The sequence below is a fragment of the Pseudomonas sp. Van50 genome, from assembly GCF_055390755.1.
The window spans coordinates 549,919-575,954 of record NZ_AP024343.1; the positions used below are offsets into that span (position 1 = coordinate 549,919).

The 26,036-nt window shown below is 63.1% G+C and carries 25 protein-coding genes and 1 pseudogene; 9 read left to right on the plus strand and 17 right to left on the minus strand.

Annotated features, from left to right (window positions below; all coding sequences use genetic code 11):
• Positions 1-160 precede the first annotated feature (160 nt).
• From ACZ5M5_RS02370 to ACZ5M5_RS02410, 9 genes are all read left to right on the plus strand, one after another.
• Positions 161-1,072, plus strand: coding sequence for a dihydrodipicolinate synthase family protein (locus tag ACZ5M5_RS02370; protein WP_464739322.1), 912 nt, complete (start codon positions 161-163; stop codon positions 1,070-1,072).
• Positions 1,065-2,582, plus strand: coding sequence for an aldehyde dehydrogenase (locus tag ACZ5M5_RS02375; RefSeq protein WP_464738533.1), 1,518 nt, complete (start codon positions 1,065-1,067; stop codon positions 2,580-2,582). Before ACZ5M5_RS02370 ends, ACZ5M5_RS02375 begins: the two co-directional genes overlap by 8 nt.
• Positions 2,579-3,925 carry an NAD(P)/FAD-dependent oxidoreductase gene (locus ACZ5M5_RS02380; RefSeq protein WP_060739533.1) on the plus strand — a complete coding sequence of 449 codons (1,347 nt, stop codon included), beginning with the start codon at positions 2,579-2,581 and terminating at the stop codon, positions 3,923-3,925. Before ACZ5M5_RS02375 ends, ACZ5M5_RS02380 begins: the two co-directional genes overlap by 4 nt.
• Before the next feature lie 70 nt (positions 3,926-3,995).
• A complete protein-coding gene (locus ACZ5M5_RS02385) occupies positions 3,996-4,844 on the plus strand; it encodes a glycine betaine ABC transporter substrate-binding protein (protein ID WP_060739532.1) in 849 nt (282 codons plus the stop codon).
• Between the two features lie 78 nt (positions 4,845-4,922).
• Complete coding sequence (locus ACZ5M5_RS02390) at positions 4,923-6,041, plus strand: quaternary amine ABC transporter ATP-binding protein (RefSeq protein WP_060739531.1); 1,119 nt, start codon at positions 4,923-4,925, stop codon at positions 6,039-6,041.
• Positions 6,038-6,886 carry an ABC transporter permease gene (locus tag ACZ5M5_RS02395; protein WP_060739530.1) on the plus strand — a complete coding sequence of 283 codons (849 nt, stop codon included), beginning with the start codon at positions 6,038-6,040 and terminating at the stop codon, positions 6,884-6,886. Before ACZ5M5_RS02390 ends, ACZ5M5_RS02395 begins: the two co-directional genes overlap by 4 nt.
• Complete coding sequence (locus ACZ5M5_RS02400) at positions 6,883-7,734, plus strand: ABC transporter permease (RefSeq protein WP_464738534.1); 852 nt, start codon at positions 6,883-6,885, stop codon at positions 7,732-7,734. The genes ACZ5M5_RS02395 and ACZ5M5_RS02400 overlap by 4 nt, the downstream gene beginning before the upstream one ends.
• 12 nt (positions 7,735-7,746) lie before the next feature.
• Complete coding sequence (locus ACZ5M5_RS02405) at positions 7,747-8,745, plus strand: 4-hydroxyproline epimerase (protein ID WP_464738535.1); 999 nt, start codon at positions 7,747-7,749, stop codon at positions 8,743-8,745.
• A gap of 251 nt (positions 8,746-8,996) precedes the next feature.
• Positions 8,997-9,530: a PAAR domain-containing protein gene (locus tag ACZ5M5_RS02410; RefSeq protein ID WP_060739527.1), complete on the plus strand. Its 534-nt coding sequence runs from the start codon at positions 8,997-8,999 to the stop codon at positions 9,528-9,530.
• 708 nt (positions 9,531-10,238) lie between these two features.
• Here the strand turns inward: ACZ5M5_RS02410 and ACZ5M5_RS02415 are convergent.
• The 17 genes and pseudogenes from ACZ5M5_RS02415 to ACZ5M5_RS02495 all read right to left on the minus strand — a co-directional run bounded on the left by ACZ5M5_RS02415 (position 10,239) and on the right by ACZ5M5_RS02495 (position 26,032).
• Positions 10,239-10,685, minus strand: coding sequence for a hypothetical protein (locus tag ACZ5M5_RS02415; RefSeq protein WP_003197008.1), 447 nt, complete (start codon positions 10,683-10,685; stop codon positions 10,239-10,241).
• A 42-nt stretch (positions 10,686-10,727) separates the two neighbouring features.
• On the minus strand, positions 10,728-11,954 hold the full coding sequence (locus ACZ5M5_RS02420; RefSeq protein WP_103308854.1) for a beta-ketoacyl-ACP synthase: 1,227 nt from the start codon (positions 11,952-11,954) through the stop codon (positions 10,728-10,730).
• The gene (locus ACZ5M5_RS02425; protein ID WP_072407283.1) at positions 11,954-12,682 is read right to left on the minus strand and encodes a 3-ketoacyl-ACP reductase FabG2; all 729 of its coding nucleotides are present in this window, start codon (positions 12,680-12,682) and stop codon (positions 11,954-11,956) included. Before ACZ5M5_RS02425 ends, ACZ5M5_RS02420 begins: the two co-directional genes overlap by 1 nt.
• Positions 12,679-13,146 (minus strand): hotdog family protein, encoded by a 468-nt coding sequence (locus tag ACZ5M5_RS02430; protein ID WP_092203402.1) that lies wholly within the window; start codon positions 13,144-13,146, stop codon positions 12,679-12,681. The genes ACZ5M5_RS02425 and ACZ5M5_RS02430 overlap by 4 nt, the downstream gene beginning before the upstream one ends.
• A pseudogene (locus ACZ5M5_RS02435) lies at positions 13,143-14,338 on the minus strand (beta-ketoacyl-[acyl-carrier-protein] synthase family protein). The gene ACZ5M5_RS02430 and the pseudogene ACZ5M5_RS02435 overlap by 4 nt, the downstream one beginning before the upstream one ends.
• The gene (locus ACZ5M5_RS02440; protein ID WP_464738536.1) at positions 14,335-14,817 is read right to left on the minus strand and encodes a hypothetical protein; all 483 of its coding nucleotides are present in this window, start codon (positions 14,815-14,817) and stop codon (positions 14,335-14,337) included. Before ACZ5M5_RS02440 ends, ACZ5M5_RS02435 begins: the two are co-directional and overlap by 4 nt.
• Positions 14,814-15,542 carry a class I SAM-dependent methyltransferase gene (locus ACZ5M5_RS02445; protein WP_060739521.1) on the minus strand — a complete coding sequence of 243 codons (729 nt, stop codon included), beginning with the start codon at positions 15,540-15,542 and terminating at the stop codon, positions 14,814-14,816. The genes ACZ5M5_RS02440 and ACZ5M5_RS02445 overlap by 4 nt, the downstream gene beginning before the upstream one ends.
• Positions 15,539-16,798: an NAD(P)/FAD-dependent oxidoreductase gene (locus ACZ5M5_RS02450; protein WP_464738537.1), complete on the minus strand. Its 1,260-nt coding sequence runs from the start codon at positions 16,796-16,798 to the stop codon at positions 15,539-15,541. The genes ACZ5M5_RS02445 and ACZ5M5_RS02450 overlap by 4 nt, the downstream gene beginning before the upstream one ends.
• A gap of 23 nt (positions 16,799-16,821) precedes the next feature.
• On the minus strand, positions 16,822-19,161 hold the full coding sequence (locus ACZ5M5_RS02455; RefSeq protein WP_464738538.1) for an MMPL family transporter: 2,340 nt from the start codon (positions 19,159-19,161) through the stop codon (positions 16,822-16,824).
• On the minus strand, positions 19,145-19,738 hold the full coding sequence (locus tag ACZ5M5_RS02460) for an outer membrane lipoprotein carrier protein LolA (protein WP_060739518.1): 594 nt from the start codon (positions 19,736-19,738) through the stop codon (positions 19,145-19,147). Before ACZ5M5_RS02460 ends, ACZ5M5_RS02455 begins: the two co-directional genes overlap by 17 nt.
• Positions 19,735-20,160 (minus strand): acyl-CoA thioesterase, encoded by a 426-nt coding sequence (locus tag ACZ5M5_RS02465; RefSeq protein WP_060739517.1) that lies wholly within the window; start codon positions 20,158-20,160, stop codon positions 19,735-19,737. Before ACZ5M5_RS02465 ends, ACZ5M5_RS02460 begins: the two co-directional genes overlap by 4 nt.
• Entirely contained in the window at positions 20,153-21,697 is a 1,545-nt protein-coding gene (locus ACZ5M5_RS02470) for an HAL/PAL/TAL family ammonia-lyase (RefSeq protein ID WP_060739516.1), read from the minus strand. The genes ACZ5M5_RS02465 and ACZ5M5_RS02470 overlap by 8 nt, the downstream gene beginning before the upstream one ends.
• Complete coding sequence (locus ACZ5M5_RS02475) at positions 21,678-22,622, minus strand: LpxL/LpxP family acyltransferase (RefSeq protein ID WP_060739515.1); 945 nt, start codon at positions 22,620-22,622, stop codon at positions 21,678-21,680. The genes ACZ5M5_RS02470 and ACZ5M5_RS02475 overlap by 20 nt, the downstream gene beginning before the upstream one ends.
• Entirely contained in the window at positions 22,619-23,353 is a 735-nt protein-coding gene (locus tag ACZ5M5_RS02480; protein WP_060739514.1) for a glycosyltransferase family 2 protein, read from the minus strand. Before ACZ5M5_RS02480 ends, ACZ5M5_RS02475 begins: the two co-directional genes overlap by 4 nt.
• Positions 23,354-23,559: 206 nt before the next feature.
• Positions 23,560-25,239: an ApeI family dehydratase gene (locus tag ACZ5M5_RS02485; protein ID WP_464738539.1), complete on the minus strand. Its 1,680-nt coding sequence runs from the start codon at positions 25,237-25,239 to the stop codon at positions 23,560-23,562.
• Complete coding sequence (locus ACZ5M5_RS02490) at positions 25,236-25,781, minus strand: COG4648 family protein (RefSeq protein WP_072407257.1); 546 nt, start codon at positions 25,779-25,781, stop codon at positions 25,236-25,238. The genes ACZ5M5_RS02485 and ACZ5M5_RS02490 overlap by 4 nt, the downstream gene beginning before the upstream one ends.
• Positions 25,778-26,032 (minus strand): acyl carrier protein, encoded by a 255-nt coding sequence (locus tag ACZ5M5_RS02495; protein ID WP_030140951.1) that lies wholly within the window; start codon positions 26,030-26,032, stop codon positions 25,778-25,780. The genes ACZ5M5_RS02490 and ACZ5M5_RS02495 overlap by 4 nt, the downstream gene beginning before the upstream one ends.
• Between the last annotated feature and the right edge of the window lie 4 nt (positions 26,033-26,036).

Here is a 26,036-nt window from a genome sequence, read left to right on the forward strand (position 1 = left end):
ATCCTCACACCTGCGGTATTTGTTTTTACATCGGGGCACATCCCGGAAATCAGATGGACTTTATTTCGTGTTCCAGGGCTTCGGCCGCGTACGTTTTGCTGTTGTTAATTGGCCGTTTCTTTTTAAGCGCCACGGCCATTCCTATTCGGAGAATATCGTCTTGAAATTCGAAGGCATTTATACACCGGCGGTCACGCCGCATACGCCTGATGGTGAAATCGACTGGAGCGTCTTTTCCGAGGTTCTCGAATCTCTGATCGAAGCGAAAGTGCACGGGATCATCATTGGCGGTTCCACCGGCGAATATTATGCGCAGACTGCCGAGGAGCGCCTCAAGCTCGCCGCACATGCCAGGGAAGTCATCGGCAGCCGCGTACAGTTGATCATCGGCACCGGTGCCATTCGCACCGAAGACGCGGTGTTGTTTGCCGAGGATGCCAAGCGGATCAAGGCCGACGCGATCCTGGTGACCACACCGCCCTACGCGCTGCCGACCGATCAGGAAAACGCCATCCACGCGCTGACCATCGACCGCGCGGCCAATATGCCGATCATGTTGTACAACTATCCGGGTCGCATGTGTGTGCAAATGAACGAGGAATACCTCGCTCGGGTCGGCAAGTCCAAAAACGTAAAAGCCATTAAAGAAAGTTCTGGCGATATGGGCCGCGTTCATTTATTGGCCCGTGAATTTCCCCATATCGCCTTGTCTTGTGGTTGGGATGACCAGGCACTTGAGTTCTTTGCCTGGGGCGCCAGGAGTTGGGTGTGTGCCGGTTCAAACTTTCTGCCAAAAGAGCATGTTGCGTTATATGAAGCCTGTGTCGTCGAGAAGAACTTCGATAAGGGCCGCCAGATCATGTCCGCGATGATGCCGCTGATGAATGCGCTGGACGGCGGCAAGTTCGTGCAGTGCATAAAGTTCGGTTGTGAATTGAACGGGCTTGCAGTCGGTGACGTACGTGCGCCATTGCGTCCGCTCAATTCGGACGACAAACGCAGCCTGCAGACCGTCATCGCCAACGTGAAACGTACCGTCGCCCACATCACCTCGGGAGCCAACAATGCGTGATCTTCTGACTGCGGCCGAATATGCCGCCATCGCAAAGTCGATGTCGTTTCCGAACACCGCCTTCATCAATGGCGCCTTCAAGCCTGCGATTTCCGGCAATACCTTTGCCACCGTCAATCCGGCTACCGGCGAGCTTTTGACCGAGGTTTCGGCCTGTGCTGCCGAAGACGTGGACTATGCCGTCAGCAAAGCCAGGGAAGCCTTCGAAGATGGCCGCTGGAGGCTACTGCCCCCTGGCGAGCGCAAGGCCGTGCTCCTGAAGTTCGCCAAGCTGCTGGAAAAGAATCGTCACGAACTGGCGGTGCTGGAAAGCCTGGACAGCGGCAAACCGGTGCGTGAATGCCAACTGGTCGATGTGCCAGACACCATTCACACCCTGCGCTGGCATGCCGAGGTGATCGACAAGCTTTACGACCACACCGCGCCGGTGGGCAACGATGCCTTGACCATGGTGGTGCGCGAGCCGATTGGCGTTGTGGGCTGTGTGCTGCCGTGGAACTTCCCGCTGTTGATGCTCGCCTGGAAGATCGGCCCTGCGCTGGCCGCCGGTTGTTCGGTGATCGTCAAACCCGCTGAACAAACCACCTTGACCACACTGCGTGTCGCCGAGCTGGCCTTCGACGCGGGTGTGCCCGCTGGCGTGCTGAACATCGTCACGGGTACCGGCAAGGACGTGGGCGAACCCCTCGGCCTGCACAAAGATGTCGACATGGTGAGCTTTACCGGCTCAACCGCAACCGGTCGCCGTTTTCTGCATTACGCCGCCGATTCCAATCTCAAGCGTGTAGTGCTCGAGTGTGGCGGCAAGAACCCGGCCGTGGTCATGGACGACGCCGAGGATCTCGACCTGGTCGCCGAGCAGGTGGTCAACGGCGCGTTCTGGAACATGGGCGAAAACTGCTCGGCGACTTCGCGCCTGCTGGTTCACGCATCGGTCAAAGACGAACTGCTCGAGCGCATGGGCGCCTATATCCGCGAGTGGAAAATGGGCGACCCGCTGGACCCGCAGAATCGCGTGGGCGCACTGGTCAGCAGCGACCATTTCGAGAAAGTGAAGTCCTACCTGGATTACGCCAGCGCGAGCAATCTGGAAGCCGTGTATGGCGGCGATACTCATGACGGCGCCTTTATTCAGCCCACCGTAATCGACGGTGTGGATCGCCACAGCCGCCTGTTCCAGGAAGAGATTTTCGGCCCGGTGCTGTCGGTCACGACCTTCAACTCGATCTGTGAAGCCATTGCCCTGGCCAATGACACTCACTACGGGCTGGCCGCTTCGGTGTACACCGGCAACCTGCGCCGGGCGATCAAGCTGGCTCGCGAAATCCGTGCCGGGATCGTCACCGTCAACTGCTTCGGCGAGGGCGATGCATCGACACCGTTCGGTGGTTACAAGGAGTCCGGTTTCGGTGGTCGCGACAAGTCAGTGTTCGCCCACGACCAGTACACCGAAATCAAAACCATATGGATCGATGTGTCTGATCGGTCGGTTGACGAGACCGTAAAATGAGCGATCACACCATCAAGCGGCTGCCGGTAGACACCGGTGTTTCAGGCTGGGAGGCGATCTCCACGCGTTCTGCCCCTGTGCGAATGCTTGATGGAAACGTGTCGGCGGACTGGCTGATCATCGGTGCGGGATTCGCGGGTCTGTCGGCGGCGCGTCGGCTGTCCCAGCTACGTCCCGACGACACCATCGTGGTGGTCGACGCCCATGAAATCGCCAAGGGCCCTGCGGGGCGCAACTCCGGTTTCATGATCGATGTGCCCCACAGCCTGTCCTCCGGCGAATACTCGGTGGCCGGTGAGTCCGCCACTGCGCAGGAGATCGCACAGAATCGCTTTGCCATCGACTTTGCGGCTCAGGCTGCGGTTGAGTACGGCATGTCGCGGCAGACCTTCGACCCCTCCGGGAAGATCAACGCGGCAGCCACCGAGCGCGGCTTGAAGCTGAACCTCAAGTACGCGAAATCCCTGGCGAGGATCGGCGAGCGGCATGAGTTGTACGACGCCAAACAGATGCTGGAAATCACCGGCTCGAATTACTACCACGGTGGGTTGTATACCCCCGGCGCGGTGATGATTCAGCCGGCGCAGTACATCCGCGACCTGGCGCAGGGGCTGGGGCAGAAGATCAGCCTCTACGAGCGCTCGCCGATTGTCGAGCTGTCGAAGTCCGGGGCCGGCTGGGTGGCGAAATCCCACAAGGGCCGGGTCTCGGCGCCGAAAGTCATCCTTGCGGTCAATGGCCACATCGAAGACTTCGGGCATTTCAAGGGGCGGCTGCTGCACGTCTTCACCTACGCCTCGATGACCGCCGGATTCAGCCACGACGAATTCAAACGCAACGTGACCGGTCACGACCGCTGGGCGCTGCTGCCCGCCGATCCGATGGGCGCAACGGTGCGCAAGATCACCTCGAACGGGCAATCGCGCATCGTCATTCGCACCAAGTTCACCTACGACCCGACCATCACCGTGACGCCGATGCGTGTTGCGGCGGTGGCCGAAGAACAACGGCATTCGCTCGACGCACGCTTCCCGGAGTTGAAATCGACACCCATCGAATTCAGCTGGGCAGGGCGCCTGTGCCTGAGCCGCAACAGCGCGCCAGCCTTTGGCGAAGTGGAAGAAAACCTCTACGCCGCATGCTGCGAGAACGGTCTGGGCACGGTGAAGAGCACCCTGGCCGGGGTCATGGCCGCCGAGTTGGCAAGCGGTACGCAGTCGGAGTTTTTGCAGCGCTACAGCCAGGCTCCAGGGCCGAGCAAGTTGCCACCGAAGTTGTTGACTCAGTTGGGCGTCAGTTCAGTCATTCGCTGGCAGGCACTTAGGGCCGGTCGGGAAGGTTGAGGTCGAGTCGCAAGACCGAGGTTCGTTAAACATCCATAACCAGTTTTATAAACGTAGATCGGGGAACGCCATGAAGAAAATCTGGAAGGCAGTCTGTGCGGTTGCGGTAGCAGGCATGATGAGTCTGCCGGTTCACGCCGAAGAGAAAACCATCACCATGGGCACCATGAACTGGGAGGACTTGACCCCCATCACCGGCATCACCAAGAAGGTGCTCGAGGACTCTGGCTACACGGTCAAAGTGGTGGAGTTTTCGGAGTGGGGCATTGCCTATGCAGCCCTGACCAAGGGTGATGTTCAGGTTCTGGCCTCCCAGACCGATTACGCCGCCTCCGATTACTGGAACAAGAATAAAAACAGGCTCGAAAAACTGTCGCCGGTCTCGTTCGGTCTGTACCAGGGGCTGGCGGTGCCCAGCTATGTCGACATCGATTCGATCGATCAACTCAATGCCAACGCAGACAAGCTCGGCGGCAAGATCATTGGCATCGAGCCAGGGTCAGGCTTGATGAGCGATGCCAACAACGTGGTCAAGGCCTATGACCTCAAGCTGAAACTGGTCGAAGGCAGTACCGCTGCGATGACCGCCGCGCTGAAGTCTGCTGTGGACCGCAAAGAGTGGGTGGCGGTCACGGTGTGGGATCCGTCCTGGATGACCAAGAAATTCGACCTGAAGTTTCTGAAAGACCCCAAAGGCATCTTCCCGCCGCTGCAAGGCTATTACTGGATCGGCCATAAAGGTTTCGCCGAGGGCAATCCACGTGCCCGTGAGCTGATGGCCAGTGTTTACGTGCCTATCGCCGACATCACCGCCATGAACGCCGAGGTCAAGGACGGCAAGACCATGGATGAGGCCGTCAAGGGCTGGACCGACAGTCACGCCGATTTGTTGAAGCGCTGGGAAAACGTCAAGAAGTGAAACACAACGCTTTTTTTGCCACTGCCGCCTTTTGATCAATGAGAGAAGTCAGCCAAAACTGACTCGACGGGTTACGACATGACAACGGCTAAAATTGACACTAACGAAGTGCTGGTAGATTGCCAGAATGTCTGGAAAATCTTTGGGGAAAGCGCACCTGCCGCGATGCAAGCTGTCGTTCAGCAGGGGCTTACCAAGACCCGGATTCTGCAAGATTACAGCTGCGTGGTCGGGGTCTCGAACGTCAGTCTCCAGGTCCGCCGTGGAGAGATCTTTTGCATCATGGGATTGTCCGGCAGTGGCAAATCCACCCTGATCAGGTTGCTCAACAAGCTGATCACCCCAAGTTCCGGAAAGGTCCTGGTCAAGGGCAAGGATCTTTCTACGCTTTCAGCGGCACAATTGCGCGAAGTACGCGCCCGGCACATCGGCATGGTCTTCCAGAGCGTGGCCCTGCTGCCCAACCGCACGGTGCTGGAAAACACCGCGTTCGGCCTGGAAGTGCAGGGCATCGGCAAGGCCGAGCGCTACAAGGTGGCTGAGCGTGCGCTGGCGAAAGTGGGCCTGAGCGAATGGTCGCAGCGTTACCCCAGCGAGTTGTCCGGGGGCATGCAGCAACGTGTCGGCTTGGCCCGGGCGATCACTGCCGACCCGGAAGTGATTCTGATGGACGAGCCGTTCAGCGCCCTCGACCCGTTGATCCGCCGCCAGCTACAGGACGAGTTCCGCCAGCTGACGAAAGAGCTCGGCAAGTCTGCGGTGTTCATTACCCACGACCTGGACGAAGCCATCCGCATCGGCGACCGCATCGCGATCATGAAGGACGGGGTAATCATTCAGGTGGGTACCGCCGAAGAAATCGTCCTCAAGCCTGCCGATGATTACGTGGCCGAGTTCGTCGCGGGCATCTCGCGCCTGCATCTGGTCAAGGCCCACTCGGTGATGACCCCGGTCGCGCCGTTCAAGGCGGCCAACCCCGGCTGTGATATTGCGCGACTGATCAAGACCAGGCTCGATGCGGACATCAACGAGCTGATTGGCCTGACCGTGAAATCCGAGCGCGATGCGTTGGCGGTGGTCGATAACGACGTGGTCGTAGGGATCATCACGCCTCGTGATCTGCTGCGCGGTGTGCAGGGAATTGCGAATGAATTCTCAGCCTCGTCAGCGACCGCTGCGCTGGAGGCTTCGGCATGAGCACTCCCGACTTTTCCAGTCAGTTCGATTCGGCCATCGATTCCAGCCTGGAGTGGCTGGCCGATCACGGCGAGTTCCTGTTCAGCGCGGCCAACGATGCGCTGACAGCGGTCTACAAAGGCGTGCTCTGGTGCATCGCCTTGCCGCCGTTTTACGTCATTGCGCTGCTGTTCGCGTTGATCGGCTGGCGCTTGATCGGCCTTCGTTTCGCGATTCTGTCGGGGCTGGCACTGATGTTTTGCGCCTTTATCGGGCTGTGGCCGGAGACCGTGAGCACCCTGGCTCTTGTCCTCACCGCGACCTTTCTGGCGCTGTTGGTTGCAATCCCGTTGGGCGTGGTCGCGGGGCTCGCGCCTGCATTCGACCAAGTGGTCGATCCGTGCCTGGACCTGGTGCAGACCATGCCGCCCTACATTTATCTGCTGCCCGCCATTGCGTTGTTGGGATACGGCCCTGCCACGGCGTTGTTGGCGACTTTCATTGTCGCGCTGCCACCGGCCTTGCGCCTGACTTCGCTGGGCATTCGCATGACCCCCAAGGAGTTCATCGAACTGGGCGACGCCAGCGGTGTGACCGGGATGCAGATGTTCTTCAAGATCCGCCTGCCATTCGCGATGCCCAGCATCATGGCCGGCGTCAACCAGAGCCTGATGATGGCGTTCGGCATGGTCGTGATCGCCGGGATCGTCGGTTCCGGCGGCCTGGGTGAGTCGATCTACGGCGCGGTGCGCACGCTGGACATCGCCAAGTCGATCAACGCGGCCATCGCCATCGTCATCCTGACCATGATCCTCGACCGCCTGGCGCAGAGTGCAGCGCGGCCTCGTATGGGAGAAAGCCAATGAGCATCGCCGACCTGCGTTTTTCCCCCGGTGAGTTTCTAGCCCCCGTCGTGGACTGGCTCAACGCCAATCTGCATGGTTTGTTCGTCGCCATCAGCCAAGTGGTAGAGGCTGTGCTGGGGCTGGTCGAGCACCTGTTGCTGGCGCCTCATCCCTACATGATGATCGCCATCGTCTTTGTTGCCGCGTTCATCTTCGCCACCAAACGTGTGGCGGTGTTCGCGGCGTTGATGTTGGCGTTCTGCCTGTTCTCTGGCCTGTGGGTCGCGTCGATGCAGACCATCGCGCTGGTGTCCGTGTCGGTGCTGATTTCGGTGGCGATAGCCTTCCCGCTGGGTGTTCTGGCCGCTCGGGTCAAGCGCGTAGACGATGCGTTTCTGCCAATCCTCAACATCATGCAGACCGTGCCGCCTTGGGTGTATCTGATTCCGGCGGTGATCCTGTTCAGCCTGGGGCGTGTTCCGGCGATCATCGCCACCATCGTCTACGGCATTCCGCCGATGCTGCGCCTGACCACGCTGGCGTTCAAACAACTGCCCAAAGACCTGCTGGAACTGGGGCAAGCGTCCGGTGCGTCGCCGAAGGACATTCTGTTCAAGATCGAATTGCCGACCGCCGCACCCACGCTGCTGGTGGGCCTGAACCAGTGCATCCTGATGTCGCTGGCCATGGTGGTACTCGCCGGTCTGGTGGGGGCGGGTGGCCTGGGGGCTGAAGTCACCAGGGGGCTGTCGCGGATGGAAATGGGCCTGGGCCTGCGTGCCGGTCTTGCCATCGTCGCCATCGCGTTGCTGCTCGATCGCCTGTCTCGCGGCGCGCTGCAGCGCCATTCTCCCAGCAAAATGGTTTAACAGGATGGCACCATGAGACGCAGTTTTTTCTGTATCGATTCCCACGCCTGCGGCAATCCGGTTCGCGTTGTCGCAGGTGGCGGTCCGTTGTTGCCGTCGGTTTCCATGGCCGAGCGACGAGAGATATTCGTCCGCGATCACGACTGGGTACGCACCGCGCTGATGTTCGAGCCTCGCGGCCACGACATCATGTCCGGCGTGATCATCTACCCCTCGACTCGCGAAGATTGCGACTTTGGCGCGTTGTTCATCGAAGTCAGCGGCTGCCTGCCGATGTGCGGCGCGGGGACCATCGGGCTTTCGACGGTGGTCATCGAAGAGGGGCTGGTGACGCCGAAAGAACCGGGCAAGCTGGCGATCGAAACCCCGGCCGGCCGTGTCGATGTCGAGTACACCCTGGAGGGTGAATACGTCGAGTCGATCAAACTGTTCAACGTCGCCAGCTACCTGCACAGCGCGGATGTCGTGGTGCAGGTGCCTGGCGTCGGGCAACTGACTGTCGACATCGCCTACGGCGGTAACTTTTACGCGGTGGTCGAACCGCAGCAATGCTGGCCAGGCCTTGATGGACACAGCACCGCCGATATCGTCGGTCTGAGTGTGAAACTGCGCGCGGCGCTGGCCGGAATCTGTAATCCGTTGCACCCGGAAAATGAGCGGATCACTGGCGTGCATCACGTCATCTGGTGCGAAAAACCGCAGAACAGCACAGCGGATGGTCGTTGCACGGTGTTTTACGGTGACAAGGCCATTGATCGTTCTCCTGGTGGCACCGGAACTTCCGCCCGGATGGCGCAGTTGTTTGGCAAGGGGCGGCTGAGAGTCGGCGACACCTATCGACACGAGAGTCCGATTGGCACGCTTTACGAAGGCAAGGTCGAGGCGGCGATAAAGGTTGGCGAATTCGCCGGCATACGCCCGAGCATCACCGGTTGGGCCCAGGTGACAGGCTATAACACCCTTTTTGTCGATGACAGAGACCCGCTCGCCCACGGGTTCCAGCTCGCGTAAGCGCTTCTCCAGGGGGCATCGCTTCGGGCGATTGAAGCCAAGCGTAACGAATCGCCAGATAAACATTCTGGGCTGTAGGAAAACGCGCATTTCTAGTTGAGACACTTCCTATTCGTTCCAGGTACCGCGCCGTTGGGATTGCCACTCACCTGTGCTGCGACGTCTTATTCATCATTCCGAATCCTCCGGCTCGGTGCTCCTTCCCAGCGGCAAGGGGCGCAGCCTGAAGCCCATGAATAAGGCCCCTGGAAATGCACTCACCTTTGGATGCCCTCTACACCAACGAAATTTCCCGTGAAGCGCTCTGTCATTTGGATGACTTGTACTTGGAGCAACGCCACCTGGAGGGTTACGGCGAAGAAGTCGCGGCATTCGTCAATCGACAAAAAGCATTCGTCCAAGCGCATCCGCCAATCGCTATTTATCGAGTGGCCACCGAGGGCAGCCAGACGCGGTACGGCGGAACGATCCAGCAGGTGTCATCGTCATTGACGTTCACCTTGGATAATGGCTGGAAAGTGCGGGCCGCGCAGAAAGGCGACCAGGTGGTGTATGCCGATGGCAGCACGGCACGGATCATCACCGGCGCGGGGGAAGCCAATAGCAATATCGCGCTGGTCGGCAGTCGTTTGAGCAATGGCGACGAAATCATCAATACGCTTCAGAAACGTTTCCTGATCATCGTGCGTGAAGGCGTGCCGATGGCGGAGGATTTCCTGCCTGCTCTTAAACGGGCGGATGTTCATCGCCTGCACTCGAATGGGATGAAGGAAGACATCCAATGAACGAGGGTCTGCTGCGCAGCCCAGCGGGAGCAAGCTCCCTCGCCACAAGGTTCGTGCTGGACACTCGGACGGCTGGTGGGCTCCAGACAGCGTGCTGGCAGTATCCAGGTACGCCACCCAACCCAGTGGGAGCGAGCTTGCTCGCGATGACGGCAGTACAGCCCGCATCTCAGGTACTGACCCAGCGCTATCGCGAGCAAGCTCGCTCCCACAGTGGAACTGTGGTGTTCGCAATATCCGGGTACGCCACCCAACCCTGTGGGAGAGGGCTTGCTCGCGATGACGGCAGTACAGCCCGCATCTCAGGTACTGACCCAGCGCTATCGCGAGCAAGCTCGCTCCCACAGTGGAACTGTGGTGTTCGCAATATCCGGGTACGGCACCCAACCCAGTGGGAGCGGGCTTGCTCGCGATGACAGCAGCACAGCTCGCATCGCCGGTACTGACCCAGCGCTATCGCGAGCAAGCTCGCTCCCACAATGGACTGCGTGTACGCAATATCCGGGTACGGCACCCAACCCTGTGGGAGCGAGCTTGCTCGCGATGACGGCAGCACAGCTCGCATCGCCGGTACTGACCCAGCGCTATCGCGAGCAAGCTCGCTCCCACAATGGACTGCGTGTACGCAATATTCGGGTACGCCACCCAACCCTGTGGGATGGCCTGGCATCAATTGCCAGGCCTCTCTAATGGCCCAAACGGCGCTTTTTATTGCACCTTCGCCAAATCCCCTTTCAACGCAACACCGGCCATGATCGCGCCGGCGTGGCATTCGTAGGTGGTGGGGTCTTTGCGTTCGTTGCTCTTGTAGAAGCTGACGATGTTGGTGACGGCGTTGGCGCCGGCGTTCTTGGCGGCCTGGTGCAGGCTGATCAGGGCTGATTGCAGCACCCATTCGCAGGCCACTTCATCGGACTTGTTGAAGGCGTTGGTTTTCTTGTTGGTCACGGCGCCGGGGCTGACCACGGTGACGTTGCCAGCCGGTTTGTTGCCGGCCAGGTAGAACTTCACGCTGCCGTCGATCTTGCCGGTGCGGATGGCTTCGGCGACGACCTTGTCGAACGGCAGGAACAGCGCGGTATCACGGGCCTGGCTGAGGCTTGGCAGGGTGCTGAGCAACAGGGCGGCGGTCACGGCGATTTTCTTCAACGACATCATGGTCTCCTTGACGTAGGGGTAACGGGTTTTGAATCCGATTCAGCGCCAGCGGCGGAAGATCAACGAGGTGTTGACCCCACCAAAGGCGAAGTTGTTGTTCATCACGTATTCGTTGCTCATCGACCTGAACTCGCTGCGCAGGTAGTCGAGCTGGCCGCATTGAGGGTCGACCTCATCGAGGTTGAAGGTGTGCACGTACAGGTCGCTTTTCAGCATTTCGATGCTGAACCAGGATTCCAGCGCCCCGCAGGCACCCAGGGTGTGGCCGAGGAAGCTCTTCTGCGAGCTGATGGGCATGTGCTCGCCAAACAGGCTGCTGGTGGCCAGGGTTTCGGCGATGTCGCCCTGTTCGGTGGCGGTGCCATGGCCATTGACGTAGCCGATGGCCGAGGGTTCGAGGCCGGCATCTTCCAGGGCCAGTTCCATGGCCCGGCGCATGGTGACCAGTTCGGGGCGGGTGGCGTGCTGGCCGTCGGCGTTGCTGCCGAAGCCCACGATCTCGGCATGAATCCGTGCGCCACGGGCCAGGGCGTGTTCCAGTTCCTCAAGCACGAGCATGCCGGCACCTTCGCCGATCACCAGGCCATCGCGGCCTTTGTCGTAGGGACGCGGGCTGGTTTGCGGCGCATCGTTTTTCAGGCTGGTAGCGTAGAGCGCATCGAAGACCATCGCTTCGGTCGGGCACAGTTCTTCCGCACCGCCGGCCAGCATCAACGGCAGGCGCCCGAACTTGATGGCCTCGTAGGCATAGCCGATGCCGTGGCTGCCGCTGGTGCAGGCACTGGAAGTGGGGATCAGGCGTCCGGTCAGCCCGAAGAAGATGCTGATGTTGGCCGCCGTGGTGTGGGGCATCATGCGCACATAGGAGTTGGCGTTCAGGCCTTCGGCCACGCTGTTGAGCAGCATGTTGCCGAACGCCTTGATCTCATCGGTGCTGCCGGTGGATGAACCGCAGGACACGCCCATGCGCCCGTCCTTGATCGATTCGTCGCCCAGCAGGCCGGCGTCGGCCAGGGCCTGTTCCGCCGACGCGACTGCCAGGCGCGAGACCCGCCCCATGCTGCGCAATTGCTTGCGGGTCCAGTGGGCCGGGACCTGGAAGTCGTCGATGGGGCCGGCCAGGCGCGTGTTCAGTTCGGTGAAACGGTCCCACTCATCCATGCGCCGGATGCCGCTGCGGTTGGCGGCGAAGTTGCTGGCGATGGTTTCCCAGTCGCTGCCCACGGAGGTGATGCCGGCCATGCCGGTGACGACGACGCGCTTCATCAGCACAAGCCTCCGTTGACGGCCAGGACCTGCCGGGTGATGTAGCCGGCTTCGGCGGACATCAGGAAGTTCACCGCGCCAGCCACTTCTTCCGGGGTGCCCATGCGCTGGGCGGGGATCATTTTCATCAGTTCTTCCACGGGTACGTTTTCATCGAGCATGGCGGTGTCGATCAACCCCGGCGCGACGCAATTGACGGTGATCTTGCGCTTGCCCAGCTCGATTGCCAACGCCTTGGCCGCGCCGATCAAACCGGCCTTCGAAGCACTGTAGTTGACCTGGCCGCGATTGCCGATCAGCCCGGAAACCGACGTGATGCAGACGATCCTTCCGGCGGCGCGACGACGGATCATCGGCATCATCACCGGGTGCAGTACGTTGTAGAAACCGTCGAGGTTGGTGCGCATCACCACATCCCAGTCGTCTTCGCTCAGGGCCGGGAAGGCGCCATCGCGGGTCAGGCCGGCATTGAGCACCACGCCGTAATAGGCGCCGTGGGCTTCGACATCGGCTTCGAGAATGGCCTTGCAGGCGGCGCGGTCGGCTACGTCGAATTGCAGCACCCGGACGTTGCGGCCCAGGGCCTGGATTTGTGCCTGGACCGCCTCGGCCTCGGCGCGACCGCTGCGGCAGTGCAGCACGATGTCGTGCCCGGCCTGGGCCAGGCGCAGGGCGATGGCGCGGCCGATGCCACGGCTGGAGCCGGTGACCAGTACGGATTCAGTCATGGCGGGGTTCCTGTTGCGGACGGTTCATGAAGGTAATGGGCAGCCTGGGGCGGACGGAATACATTGAGCCGGGCCGTGGCATGGATGCCGGGGGCGTGGATGTGGCATTCGAACACGCCCATGCCGTTGTCGTCTTCCAGGGAGCGCACGCCATGGATGCTCAGCTCGGTGCCGACGGGAAAGCAGTCGACGTTGCATTCGAACTTGCGGGTGCCGAGCAAAAAGCCCAACTCCACGGCATCGCCGCGTCGGCGCGCGTGGCAACCGGCAAACGCCGCGACACTCTGGGCCATCAGCTCGATGCCGACCCAGGCCGGCAGTGCGCCGTCGTCGCGGTTGAACAAACCGCCGGGCTTGACGGTGGCGTGGGTGTGGATCTGTTCGTCATCGAACGACAGGATCCGGTCGATGAGGATCATGTCGCCGGCATGGGGCAGCAGTTCGGCGAGCGGCCAGTCAGTCATGGGGCGTCTCCGATAATCAGGCTGACGTTGTTGCCGCCGAAGGCAAATGAATTGCTCATCAGGCGGCGCGCGGTGGCGGGTTTCAGGCGGGTGTTGGCGGTGACCCAGTCGAGCGCTGGCAGGGCAGGATCGGCCTGGCCGTCCCAGATGTGCGGCGGCAGGGCCTGGGCGGTGTTTTGAGTGCTCAGGGCCAGCCAGCAGAACGCCGCTTCCAGCGCCCCGGCCGCGCCGAGGGTGTGGCCGGTCATGGGCTTGGTGGACGAGCAGGGCACACCGGCCGGGAACAGCCCGGCCACGGCCTGGCTTTCCATGGCGTCATTGTGTTGCGTGGCGGTGCCATGCAGGTTCAGGTAGTCGATCTGGTGGGCGTCGAGGCCGGCGCAGCGCAGGGCTTTTTCCATGGCCTGGCGTGCGCCGCGACCGCTGGGTTCGGGCGCGGAGATATGGTGGGCATCGGAACTGGCGCCGTCGCCGAGCAAGGCAATCGGTGTGCCCTCGCCTGGCGTCTTGCTCATGAGAAACAGCACCGCCGCTTCGCCAATGTTGATGCCGCTGCGGTTCACCGAGAACGGATTGCAGCGTTCGTTCGACACCGCCTCCAACGCGGAAAAACCGTTGAGGGTCAGTTTGCACAGGCTGTCCACGCCACCGCACAGCACCGCATCGCACAGGCCCAGGTCCAACAGGCGCCGGGCGCTCATCAAGGCGCGGGCGCTGGAGGTACAGGCCGTGGAAATCACGTAGGACGGGCCGCTCAGGCCGAGCCAGTCGGAAAGAAAGTTGGCCGGCGCGCTGAGTTCCTGTTGCTGGTAGTCGTAGCCGTCGGGGAAGCGCTGCTCGCGCAGGTAGTGGGCAATGCCCTGGCTGGCCTCATCGATGCCCGACGTGCTGGTGCCCAGGACGATGCCGATGCGAGCGCGCCCGTAGGCCTGGATGGCCTGGTCGATCTCCGCGCGAATCTGCAGCCCCGCTTCCAACAGCAGTTGATTATTACGGCTGCGTTGCGCCGCCAGGGCAGGGGGATGGGCGCGAGTTCACCCGGTACCGCGGCGACCGGCAAGGCCCGTTCGGCCACCCAGCCATCCTCGCAACGCACGCCCGAGCAGTCGCCGGCAAACAGGTTGCGCGCGACAGTGTGCTTGTCGCGGCCCAGGGCGCAGATCACCCCGAGGGCATTCAGGTAGGCGGTCATGGGGCGTTCTCGGTCAACGGTGTGATGCGGTAGCGGGGGCCTTGGGGCAGGCTCATTTCGAAATCCAGCGGCTGCGTGTAGCGCACCTGCCAGCGATTATCGAGGGTCCGTTGCGACGCTTGTCGCCGGGCCGCCGGATAGTTGCCGGACAGCTCGGCGTCGGGGGTCAGGGCGAACAACAGCGCGGCGAATAATTCTCGGGCCTCGGCATTGGGTGGCAGCAGACCGTCGGCCTGCCACTGGCCGTCGACCAGGCGCTGGCGGGCCACGGGAATGCCCAGCGGATCCATCATCGACCAACGGATGCCGGTGTCTTCGCGCTGGATCACCAGTAGCCAGTCCTGGCGTTGGTCGGCCAGGGTCCGCTCGATGTGCAGTTGCATTGGCAACGCCAGGGTCGGCGTGCGGGCGGGCAGTGGCGCCTGGCTGGCGCAGGCGCTGAGCAGCAACACGCAGGCGATCAGCAGGCCACGGATCATCCGGCAGCCCCTTCGCCAGGCTTGCGCGCCACCACATTGACCAGGGTTTCCTCACGCTCGCCAAATGGCTTGGGCCGGCGCAGGCCAAAGCGCTCCAGCAGGCCGAAATCCTTGGCGCGGCTCCACCACAGGTACGGGTAGGAGACGTTGCGGTCTTCGAATCGGAACCCTTGATCGCGGATCATCTGCAGGTACTGCGCGGCACTTTTCTGCACGTGCATGGGATGGCGGAACAGCCAGCGGATCACCCAGGTATCGATGTAGGCTTCGGTGGATTCGGCGAACATCAAATAGCCGCCGGGCTTGAGTACGCGGTAGAACTCGGCGAGGGCTTTTTCCTGCTCCACCAGGTGATGGAACGTCTGGTGGCAGAACAGCAGGTCGACGCTGGCGTCGGGCACCGCCAAGGTCGCGCAGTCGCTGCCGATCAGTTCCACGCTCATGCCTTGGCGCGCGGCTTCCTCCCGGCTCAGGTCCAGGCTGTGAGGGTCGGCATCCACGCCGATCAGGCGTTGTGGCGCGAACACCTGGCGCAGGTACTGGAATGATTTACCCTGGCCGCAGCCGGCGTCCAGCAGCACCGGGTTGGCCGGAAGCGCGGTGCTGAACAGGCTGCGCAGGTCGTTGATCGCCACGCGCAACACGTGGTGCTGCCAGGTGTGGCTGCGCAGGAACCAGAAGCCGAAGCGGGTTTCTTCGACGTAGTTGTCGCTCAGGTAGCTCATGGTTGCTGACTCGGCGCCGGGCTTGCGCAGATTTCCGAGAGCATGCGCAGGCGCCGCTTGGGTTCACTGACAAACGGGTTGCGTTGATCCCAGGCGTAGCCAGCCAGGATCGAACTGATCATGCGCCGGATGTCGTCCGAGCCTTCGGTGTAGAAAATCACGTCCTGGAAGGTACCGGCGTACCAGCCCTCGACATAGCAGCGGAAGGTGTCGACGCCGCGCTTGAGCGGCTCGGCAAACTCGCTTTGCCAATCGACGCTTTCACCTTGGAGCTGGCGGTGGAGTACATCGGCGGCCATGCTCGCCGAACGCATGGCAATGGTCACGCCGGAGGAGAACACCGGGTCGAGGAATTCCGCGGCGTTGCCCAACAGGGCAAAGCCCGGGCCGTGCAGGGTCTTGACGTTGGCCGAGTAGCCGCCGATGGTGCGTGCCGGGGTGTCCCACAGCGCATTTTGCAGCACGCCGGCCAGGCTCGGGGTTTCGTCGATGAAACCACGCAGGCAGGCATCGAGGTCGTCGGTGCGACCGGCGAAATGTTCCGCCGCCGCGACCACGCCCACCGAGCAGCGCCCGCCGCTGAACGGAATGGTCCAGAACCACACGTCACGTTTGCTCGGGTGGGTGGTGATGAGGATCTTTTCCCGGTCGAACGCCGGAGTGTCGATACGATCCTCGATGTGCGTGAACACCGCCTGGCGCAGCGGGAAGTTCGACGGTGCCTCAAGGTCCAGCAGGCGCGGCAGGACGCGACCGTAGCCGCTGGCATCGAGCACGAAGTCAGCTTCGACGCAGTACTGGCTGCCGTCTTCACGCTGCACGCCCAGTCGTGGTTTGGCGAGGGTGAAATCGGCACTGGCAATCGCTTGGCCGTAGCGGATCTCCACGCCTTGCAGGGCGGCCTGGTCGGCCAGCAATTTGTCGAAGTCGGCCCGTTGTACCTGGAAAGTGGTGGGCTTGCCGTTGCTGAAGGTATCGCCGAAGTCGAAGGCGCTGTAGCGCTCGCCCCAGGCAAACGCGGCGCCGTTCTTGCGCTGGAACCCGGCGGCATTCACCGCGTCGAGCATGCCGGCTTCTTCAACGAAATCCAGGCAGTGGGACAACAGGCTCTCACCGATGGAGAACCGTGGGAAATGCTGGCGTTCGATGACCAGCACATCGTGGCCCTTGCGCTTGAGCAGCGCGGCGGCGATGGCCCCGGAGGGACCGGCACCGATGATGACGACCTGGCGATGTTCCGTTTCAGTGACAGGCATTGGGATTCCTTGAATATCCGTAATCATCGTTGGTCTTCTTGAGCGGATGCGGGGTGTTCGTGATGCCCGGCCCACGGCGCCAGCATGAAACTGAAAGCCAGCCCCAGGCTCACCGCCAGGCCGAAATTACTCACTGCCGGTGTGCTGGAAAGCGCCAGCAGGCCGAACGACAGCCAAGTAGTGATCGCTGCCAGGAAAGTGCCCAGCAGGCTCACCGCCGCGCCACCAATCTGCTCGCGCATCAGGATCGCGTAATCGACGCCGATGGCCGTCACCAGCAGCAGGCCGAACAGGCTGAACAGGGTCAGTGGCTGCCCCAGCCAGCCGAGGCTCGCCAGGCTGCACAGCGCGGCCAGCAATGGCAGGGCGACGATGCGCAAGGCCGCACCGACCCCGAACGGCCAGATCAGCACCAGCACGATCAGCACGCAGGAGGCCAGTTTCAACTCGGCGGCGCTGACCTGCGTGGCGGCGAAGACCCGGTTCAGGTCGCCCAGGCGATCCACCAGTTGTACCCCCGGCAGGTCCACGGCTTGCACCCGCAGCAGCGCGGCATCGTTCAAGCCTTGCAGGCTGATCATGGCGGCCACGCCTTGCGCGGTGGGGCCGAGCCAGAGCGTGCGGTACGGCTCGGCCAGGGGCCCGGCCAGCGCGGCATCGATGTCGGTCACCGGCAAGGCCTGCAATTGCGCCAGTTCCGCTTGCAGCGCGGCGACCGGCACGCCCAGGTCCAGCAACGGCTGCCAGACAGCCGGCAAGCGGGCCAGGGCCTCACGCACTTTCTGCTGGTCGGCGGGCGGGCTTACCAGTTGGTTCAGCGACAGGTAGCCCTGGAGTTTTTCCAGGGCGATCAACTGATCCAGCCGCTCGTTGAGGGCGGTCTGGCGCTCCAGCAGTTGAGACTGATTGTCGGCGCGGATCAGGAAGAACTGGCTGGTGGGCTGGAAACCGGTGATGCGCGCGATCTCGCGGGCTTCGTCGGTGAGGTGCTGAGGCGTGCCGATCCACTGGCGGATGTCGTTTTTCGTGGTCAGGTGCCAGAGGCCGCCCGCGCAGAAACTCAGCAGCAACACCAGCAGCACGGGCGTCGGCACCCGTGCCAACAACGCCTGGCGGATCTGGAGCAGGCATTCGCATAGCCGCAGCGGCCATTGGGCCGGACGCAAATCCGCGCCGTTGAGCAGCGCCGGCAACAGGCACACCGCGGTCAAGTAGGCACCCACCAGCCCGGCGGCGGAAAATATCGCGATCTGGGTCAGGGCCGGGAACGGCGTCCAGGCCAGGGCCAGGTAGCCGATGCAGGTGGTCGCCAGGCTCAGGCTCAGCCCCGGCAGGGTCAGGCGCAAGGCCGGCCAGCTGCGCCATGGCTTGAGGCTCCAGCTCTTGGACAGGTAGTGCAGGGGGTAATCCACCGCGACGCCGATCAGGCTGGAACCCAATACCAGGGTCATCACATGCATGCGTCCGAACAAGGCCACGCACGCTACGGCACCGAACAGCATGCCCACCAGCACCGGCACGAACGCCAGCCACACGCGCAAGCGTCGGAAGGCCAGCAACAGCAGCAGCAAAATGCCGACCGTCGCGCCACCGCCGACCCAGGTGATTTCCCGTGACGCCTGTTGCTGGCCGCTGGCGGCGTACAGCAGGCCGCTGGCCGCCAGCAGTTGCCCTTGGGCCTGGCCCGCCTGGTCGCGGCTGCGTTGCAGCAGCTCGGCCACTTGCAGCGGCAGGTTCATGTCGAAGGCGGTGCCCTGGGCACGGGCCCGCAGCATCACCCAGCTTTTACCGTCGGCATCGGCGACCAGGGCCCCGCTGCCGATGTCGAATTTGATCGCGCCGCGTTGGGGCTGGCTGTTCTGGATGCGCCCGGTCAGGCCCAGCCAATCGTCCTGGTTCGGCACCAGGCTGAAGCCGCTGAACGGGTCGAACAGGGCCTGTACTCGTTGCTGGATGAACGCCTGGGGCTGTTCGATCAGTTGCTGCTGGTCCGCCGCCGAGAGCATCGCCAAGCGCCCGTTGAGCAGTTGCGTACGCAGCGCCGGCAAGTCGGCCTGCAATGTCCACTGCACCTTGTCGAACAGGCCGCTGGCTTGCCATTGCTCGCCCAGGGTTTGCGCCAGGGCGATGGCTTGCTGGCGATCGGCATGACCGACCAGCACCAGCACCTCGCGATTCAACGGTTCCTGCATGCGCTGTTCGGCGATCAGTTCCAGGGCATCGGGCGACGTGCCCGGCACCAGTTCCATGAGATTGGCCGACAGCGGCGCGCCGTTGCGCCACTGCCAGCCGGCGAGCGCGAGCACGGCCAGCAGCAGGATCAGGAACAGCCGGGGCAGCATCCGTTCACTCGGCAAAGTCATGTTGCTCCGCTTCGCTCAAAGGTTGCGCGCTGGTGGCGTCCTGCATGCGCAGCACGGTGCTGTCGCCCTGGGTTTCCAGCAGTTCGATGCGCTGGACCAGTTCGCCGCCGTCGATGTTGATCTGGTTGAAGACCTGCTTGAGCAGCACCGAACGCGGGGTCAGGGTGAGTTTCCACTGCTGTGGCTCGCCCGACAGGCTCAGTTCGAAATCCCGTTGCAAGCCACTGCTGTCGCCCTGCAATACCGCCAGGAACAGGCGGTTCTGCTCGGCGCCGGCGCTCTTGTTCGGCAGCATCTGCCAGGCATTGCCGTCCCGTCGGGCAATGCCATGGGCGGTGATGCGGTAGTCCTGTTGCAGTGGGGTTTGCAGCAGCCACAGCAGGCCGTGGTTTTTCGCCAGCACGAAGCGGCCCTTGCTGGTGAGCGGCTGGGGCAGCGCACGCAGGTGTTTTTCCTGGATGAACTGGCCGTGGATCACCTCCGGGCGGGCCAGTTGGTCGCTCAACTGCTGCAGGTCGAAGGCCTGGGCCAACGGCGCCAGGCAACACAGCAGCAACCAGATCGACAAACGTTTCATGGCAGTTTCCTTTCGACGGCTTCGACAAAGACCCGGGGCGAGGCCAGCAGCATTTCGCGGCTGGCGATGTCCACGGCCACTTGTACCGAACTGGCGCGGGTCAGGCGCTCGCCGGTGGCTGCGTCGCTGATCAGGTAATTGATCTTCAGCCGGTTTTCCCACTCCACCAGGCTGGCACGCACGGTCAGGGCCTGGCCGAACACGGCGCTGCGCACGTAGCGCAGTTGCAGGTCGATGACCGGCCAGGCATGGCCGGATTCGAGCATGTCGTTGTAGTTGTGGCCGATCAGGTCGAGCAGCGCACAGCGGGCCACTTCCAGGTATTTGACGTAGTGGCCGTGCCAGACCACGTTCATCGAATCGACGTCGAAAAACGGCACCACGATGTGGGTGTCGACGTGCAGAACGCCTTGGCTACGCATGCAGCCTCCAATGTTGTTCGGCAATGCGTTGCAGGCACAGGCGCAATTCGCCTTCCAGGGCGCGGTCTTCGATGACCGGGGCGAAATCCTCGGCCAATTGCTGGTGCATGGCGGCCAGGGCCGGCGGCAGCGGCCGCGCGTCTTCGGCACGACTGCGCAGCCATACGCCCTGGTTGGCCGCCAGCAACGTGGCGGCGGCGACCTGTTCGGTCAGTTCCAGCACGCGGATCGCGTCCCGGGCGGCGATGGTGCCCATGCTCACCTTGTCCTGGTTGTGACATTCGGTGGAACGCGAGAACACGCTGGCCGGCATGGTGTTTTTCAACGCCTCGGCGGTCCAGGCGCTGGTGCCGATCTGCACGGCCTTGAACCCGTGGTTGAGCATCGCCCGCTCGGCGCTGGCGCCGGACAGGTTGCTCGGCAGGCCGTGGTTGTAGCGCTCGTCCACCAGCAAGGCAAGTTGCCGGTCGAGCAGGTCGGCGACGTTGGCCACCAGGTTCTTCAGGCTGTCCATGGCGAAGGCGATATGCCCGCCGTAGAAATGCCCGCCGTGGAGCACGCGCTCGGCTTCGGCGTCGATGATCGGATTGTCGTTGGCGCTGTTGAGTTCGGTCTCGATGAACGAACGCAGCCAGCCCAGGCTGTCGGCCAGCACGCCGAGTACATGGGGCGCGCAGCGTAGGGAATAGCGATCCTGCAGGCGATGCAGCGGCGCCGTCGGAGCATCGATCGCCAGGTCCTTGCGCAGCCACGCGGCGACTTGCATCTGCCCTGGGTGTGGCTTGGCGGCGAACAGGCGCTCGTCGAAATGTTCCGGGTTGCCTTGCAGGGCGACGACGTTCAACGCGGTGATACGGGTCGCCAGTTGCAGCAGGTAGTCGGCCCGAGCGAAGGCCAGGCAGGCCAGGCCGGTCATCACAGCGGTGCCGTTCATCAGCGCCAGGGCTTCCTTGGGCCGCAGCACCAGTGGGGTCCAGCCCAACTCACGGTGCACATCGGCGGCCAGGCGCCGCTCGCCACGGAACATCACTTCCCGTTCACCGGACAGCGTGGCGGCGACGTAGGACAGCGGCGTCAGGTCGCCGCTGGCGCCCACTGAGCCTTCTTCCGGAATCAGCGGCAGGATGTCGTGTTCGAGAAAGGCCTGGAGCCGCTCCAGCAGTTCCACCCGCACCCCCGACACGCCGTGGCACAGCGACTGCAAGCGCGCCGCCAGCACCGCGCGGGTGGCCTGGGCGTCCAGCAGTTTGCCCAGGCCACAGCCGTGGAACGTGTACAGGTGACGCGGCAGGGCCTCGACGTGGTGCAGTGGTACCGCGACCACGCAAGAGTCACCGTAGCCGGTGGTCACGCCGTAGATCACGCCTTCCTTGTCCAGCAAGGAGTCGAGGAATTGCGCACCCTTGGCGATGCGCTGGCGGAACGCCGGGTCATCCTGCAACTGCGTCGGGGCCTGACGGTTGGCCAGGGCCAGCACATCTTCGATGCGCAGGGGGCGTTCGCCGAAGGTTACCGGCTCAAGAGTGGGCATCGTCATCGGTCTTCCAGAAAGGGTAAAAGTTGAACCACTGTTGGGGGCCCTGGAGGCAGTACTGCGCCAGGCGCTCGGCATAGTGGCCGGCCCAATGGGCGATCACTTGTTCGCGCTCGTTGCGTTTCCACACTACGGCATCGGCGAAGGGTTCGAGCGTGACGCGATAGCGCCCCTCGTGCTTGAGGCACATCAGCAGGTTGACCGGGCATTTCAGCAGGCCGGCCAGCAGCCAGGGGCCCTGGGGGAATGCCGCTGGGTGGCCCATGAAGTCCACGGTCACGCTGCGTCCGCCGTGCAGTGGCACGCGGTCGCCGGCAATCGCCAGCCACTCGCCGCGCTCCAGGCGCTCGCTCAGTTGCAACATGATCACCGGGTTCAGCTCACTGACCTGGATCAGCCGCAAGTGCGTGGCACCGGCCTCGCCCAGCAAACGGTTGAACTGCTCGGCGTGCTTGGTGTGCACCAGCACGTTCATGGTCACTTTCTCGCCCAGCTCGGCCAGGGCCCGGCACATCTCCAGGTTGCCCAGGTGCGCGCCCACCAGCATTTGCCCACGGGCATCGCGCAGGTGATTGCGCAGCAGCGCCGGGTCGACGATTTCGATCTGGTCGATGCTCAGCTTGCCGTTCCAGACGTCGAGCTTGTCGAGCAAGGAGTCGGCGAAGGCCATGAATTGCCCGAACACCCGCCAGCGGGTCGGGCGCAGTTCGGCGCGTGCGCTCCAGTCGGCCAGGCGTTGCTGGTATTGCCAGGCCGCCTGGCGCGCGCTGCGGCCGAAAATGAAAAAGTACAGGACGATGCCGTACAGCACCGGGGTCAGCAAGCGTCGGCCGAGCACCTTGGCGGCGAGCGCGGTGAGTTTCATCAGCCAGAAACTGCCGCGCTCCTGGCGGTCGGCCCAATGTTGCTTGTCTGCCTGAAGGCTCATGTCCGCCACCGTCGCCAGAGGATCAGGGGCGCGCGCACCAGCATGCCGAAGAACAGCCGGGTGTGCATGCTGGAAATCAGCACGTTGTCGTGGAACAGGCGAAAATGCGAAACGCCGTCCTGAGGGTAATGGACTCGGGTGTGCAGCCAGTGCATCGGCTGATTGCGCCAGGCCAGGCGCACCAGGATGTCCGAGTCGAAATCCATGCGTTTGCCGATATTGGCCGAGTCGATCAGCGCCAGGGTCGGTGCCAAGGGGTAGACCCGAAAACCGCACATCGAGTCGCGGATTTGCAGGGACAGGCTGTTGATCCAGACCATGACGTGGGTCAGGTAGCGCGCGTACAGGCGACCTTTCGGCACGCTGGCGTCGTAGTGCGGATAGCCGCAGATCACTGCGTCCGGGTGGGCGCGGGATTGCTCGATGAAAGTCTTCACGTCGCCCAGGTCGTGCTGCCCGTCGGCGTCCACCTGCAAGGCGTGGCTGAAACCCAGGCGCGACGCTTCCCGCAAGCCGGTCATCACTGCGCCGCCCTTGCCCTGGTTGACGGCCAGCCTGACCAGATGCACCTGCTCGCCCTCGGCCAGCCGTTCCAGTACGGCGGCACATGCCGGGTTGCTGGCGTCATCCACCAGCACGCAGGGCAGGCCGTTGGCGAGCAACGCCTGGACCACCGCCGGGATGGCGGTTTCGTGGTTGTAGACCGGGATGACGGCGCAGGGGTTATGCATGCGGCATGTCTCGGTGGCTAAGGTGCATTTTGTGGCGAGGGAGCTTGCTCCTGCTGTAGGAGCTGCCGAAGGCTGCGATCTTTTGATGTTGATCTTTCACTTGCGACTCAACTGTCTGGGACAAGATCGCAGCCTCGTTGCACTCGTCAGCTCCTACGCCGCCCAGCGGGAGCAAGCTCCCTCGCCACAGGAGGGCAGTGTGAGCATTAATCATTCGCCATCCCCAACACAATCCGCCCACTGGAACAGGCCGCCGTGGCATTGCGGTAGGCAAAGTACAGCTTGCCGCGCTCGCGGTCGAAGCGCAGGTGCAGTTGGATGTCGTCACCGGGGCGAACCAGTTGCTGGAATTTCAGCACCTCCATGCCGACGAACCGCGGCGGCAGGTCCAGCAGTTGGCGGCCCAGGCTCAAGGCCCAGTCGACCTGCACCACGCCGGGCAGTACCGGCGCGGTGGGGAAGTGGCCGCTGAAGTACGCGAGGTCAGGCGGCACGACCAGGCGCAGGCTCCACTCACCGTCGGTTTCGACCTGTTCCAACACGTCGGGGGCTTTGGGGCGTGGCGCCATCAGCAGCGTCTCGACCTCGGCCTGGGGCAGCTTGCCCTGGGCGTTGAGCGGCAACTGCCGCAGCCAGCGCCAGCGCCGTGGCAGGGCGAGGGTTTCGCAATGTTCGCTCAGGTGCCGGCGCAGGCCCTCGGTCACGGCCCGCCGACCCTGGTTGCGCAAGGCCCGCAGGCCAGCGTCGCTCAGCACCAGCAGCGCGCCGAGGGAGGCGCGGTTCTCCTGCACCACGCCCAGCCGCGCTTCGCTGACCCAGTCGTGGGCCACCAGCGCCTGTTCGAGCATGGGCAGGGAGATGCGCTTCTCTTCGAGCTTGACGATACGGTCCAGTCGCCCGAGCAGCTCGAAGCGCCCATCTTCGGCGATTCGCGCCGCGTCGGCGGTGTGTTCCACATGCCCGGCGGGCAGATAGGGCGAAGCGATCAGCAAGGCGCCGTCGCTGTCCTGGCGCAGCTCGACGTCGGCAAAGGGCTGCCACCATGGGTCACCCTGGCGCCAGGCGATACCGCCGGTTTCCGAGCTGCCGAAAATTTCCGTCGGCCATTGCCCCAGCCGTCGCTGCAAGCTTTGCGCGGCCTCGGCCGGCAAGGCGCCGCCGGAGGAGAACACCCGGCGCACGCTGCTCAGGGCCGGCCAATCGAGGTTATCGCCCATGCGCTTGAGCAACGCCGGGCTGGCGACCCAGGCGAACACCGGCTGCTCGCGGCTGGCGCGTTGCAGGTCTTCGGGGAACGCCAATTGCCTGCGCCCGAACGGACGCCCGGCGCACAGCGGCCACAGCACTCGGAACAGCAGCCCGTAGATATGCTGGGTGGCAACGCTGCCGATCATGCAGGCCGGGCCCAGGTCGGCGCCCCACAGCTGTTCCAGGGCCTGGACTTCGTTACTCAACTGCCGCAGGGTTTTCTCGATGCGCTTGGGCTCGCCGCTGGAGCCGGAGGTGCACAGGCTCAGCCAGCAGTGATCGAGGTCCAGTTCGACGGCGTCCATCGGCGCGTGTTGCAAGTCGTCGGGATGGGTGTCGCCGGGCTGGTCGGTCAGCCACAGGTCCACCTCCGACGCCCAGCGCTGGCGTGTCTGCGCTTGCAGGTCGGCGGGAAGCAGGACGCGTGTGCCGGCGTGCCAGGCACCGAGCAGGGTGATGGCCAGGTCGGCTGCATCTTCCAGGTGCACCGCCACCTGGCGTACGCCCCGGGCTTGCAGGCCGGCCGCCAGGCGCAACGCCGCGTCCCGCAGTTGCGAATGATCCAGCGCCGGAGTGACCGCGACGGTGCGTTCCGGCTGAGCCCTGAGCAACATCCGCTCAAGTGTTATCCAATTCATGGGCGGCCTCTTACCCGTTGTCGTATGAGCCATTCAATGGCAAACAGCAGCCCCATCAATCCGTAGGAAATCAGGCCGGTGTACAACATCCACCAGCTCAGCGGCGCCCAGAGGGTCAGGGCGGCGGCGAGCAAACCGTTACACAGGAAAAACACACTCCAGGCCACCGTGACCTGACGCGTATAGACCACCGCCTTGGCCGGCAGCTGCGGTTCGCGCAGGCGGGCCAGGCGTTCGATCATTGGCGGGCCGTATTTCAGGCTCAGGGCAAACAGCCCGAGCATGAACCCGCTGATCAGCACCGGGTACCAACGCAGCAGGAGCGGGCTGTCGAACAGCGCAAGCAACACGCAAAACACGATCGCCGTGGTCGCCATCCAGCGGCTGCCGTCACCGCCCTTGCCTAGCAACGCCCGGGCCAGCCACAGGCTACCCAGCAGCAGCCCGAACTGCCACGGGGCGAAATGCTCCATGCCGAAATACACCGCAAAGGGGTACAGCAGGCCTGCCAGCAGCAGGCCGAGGCCAATCAGCCGGGTCATGCGGCCGGTTGAACCAGTCGATAGACCGCCTCGACCACGTCATTGACGGTGCGCACCGACTTGAATTCCTCGGCGGCGATTTTCTTGCCGGTCTGGCGCTTGATGTGGTCGATCAGGTCAACCGCATCGATGCTGTCGATTTCCAGGTCCTGGTACAGGTTCGATTCCAGCGTCACGCGCTCTGGGTCCAGCTCGAAGAGCTCGACCAGGGCGTCACGCAGGGTGTTGAAAATGTCGTCACGAGTTTGCATGGTC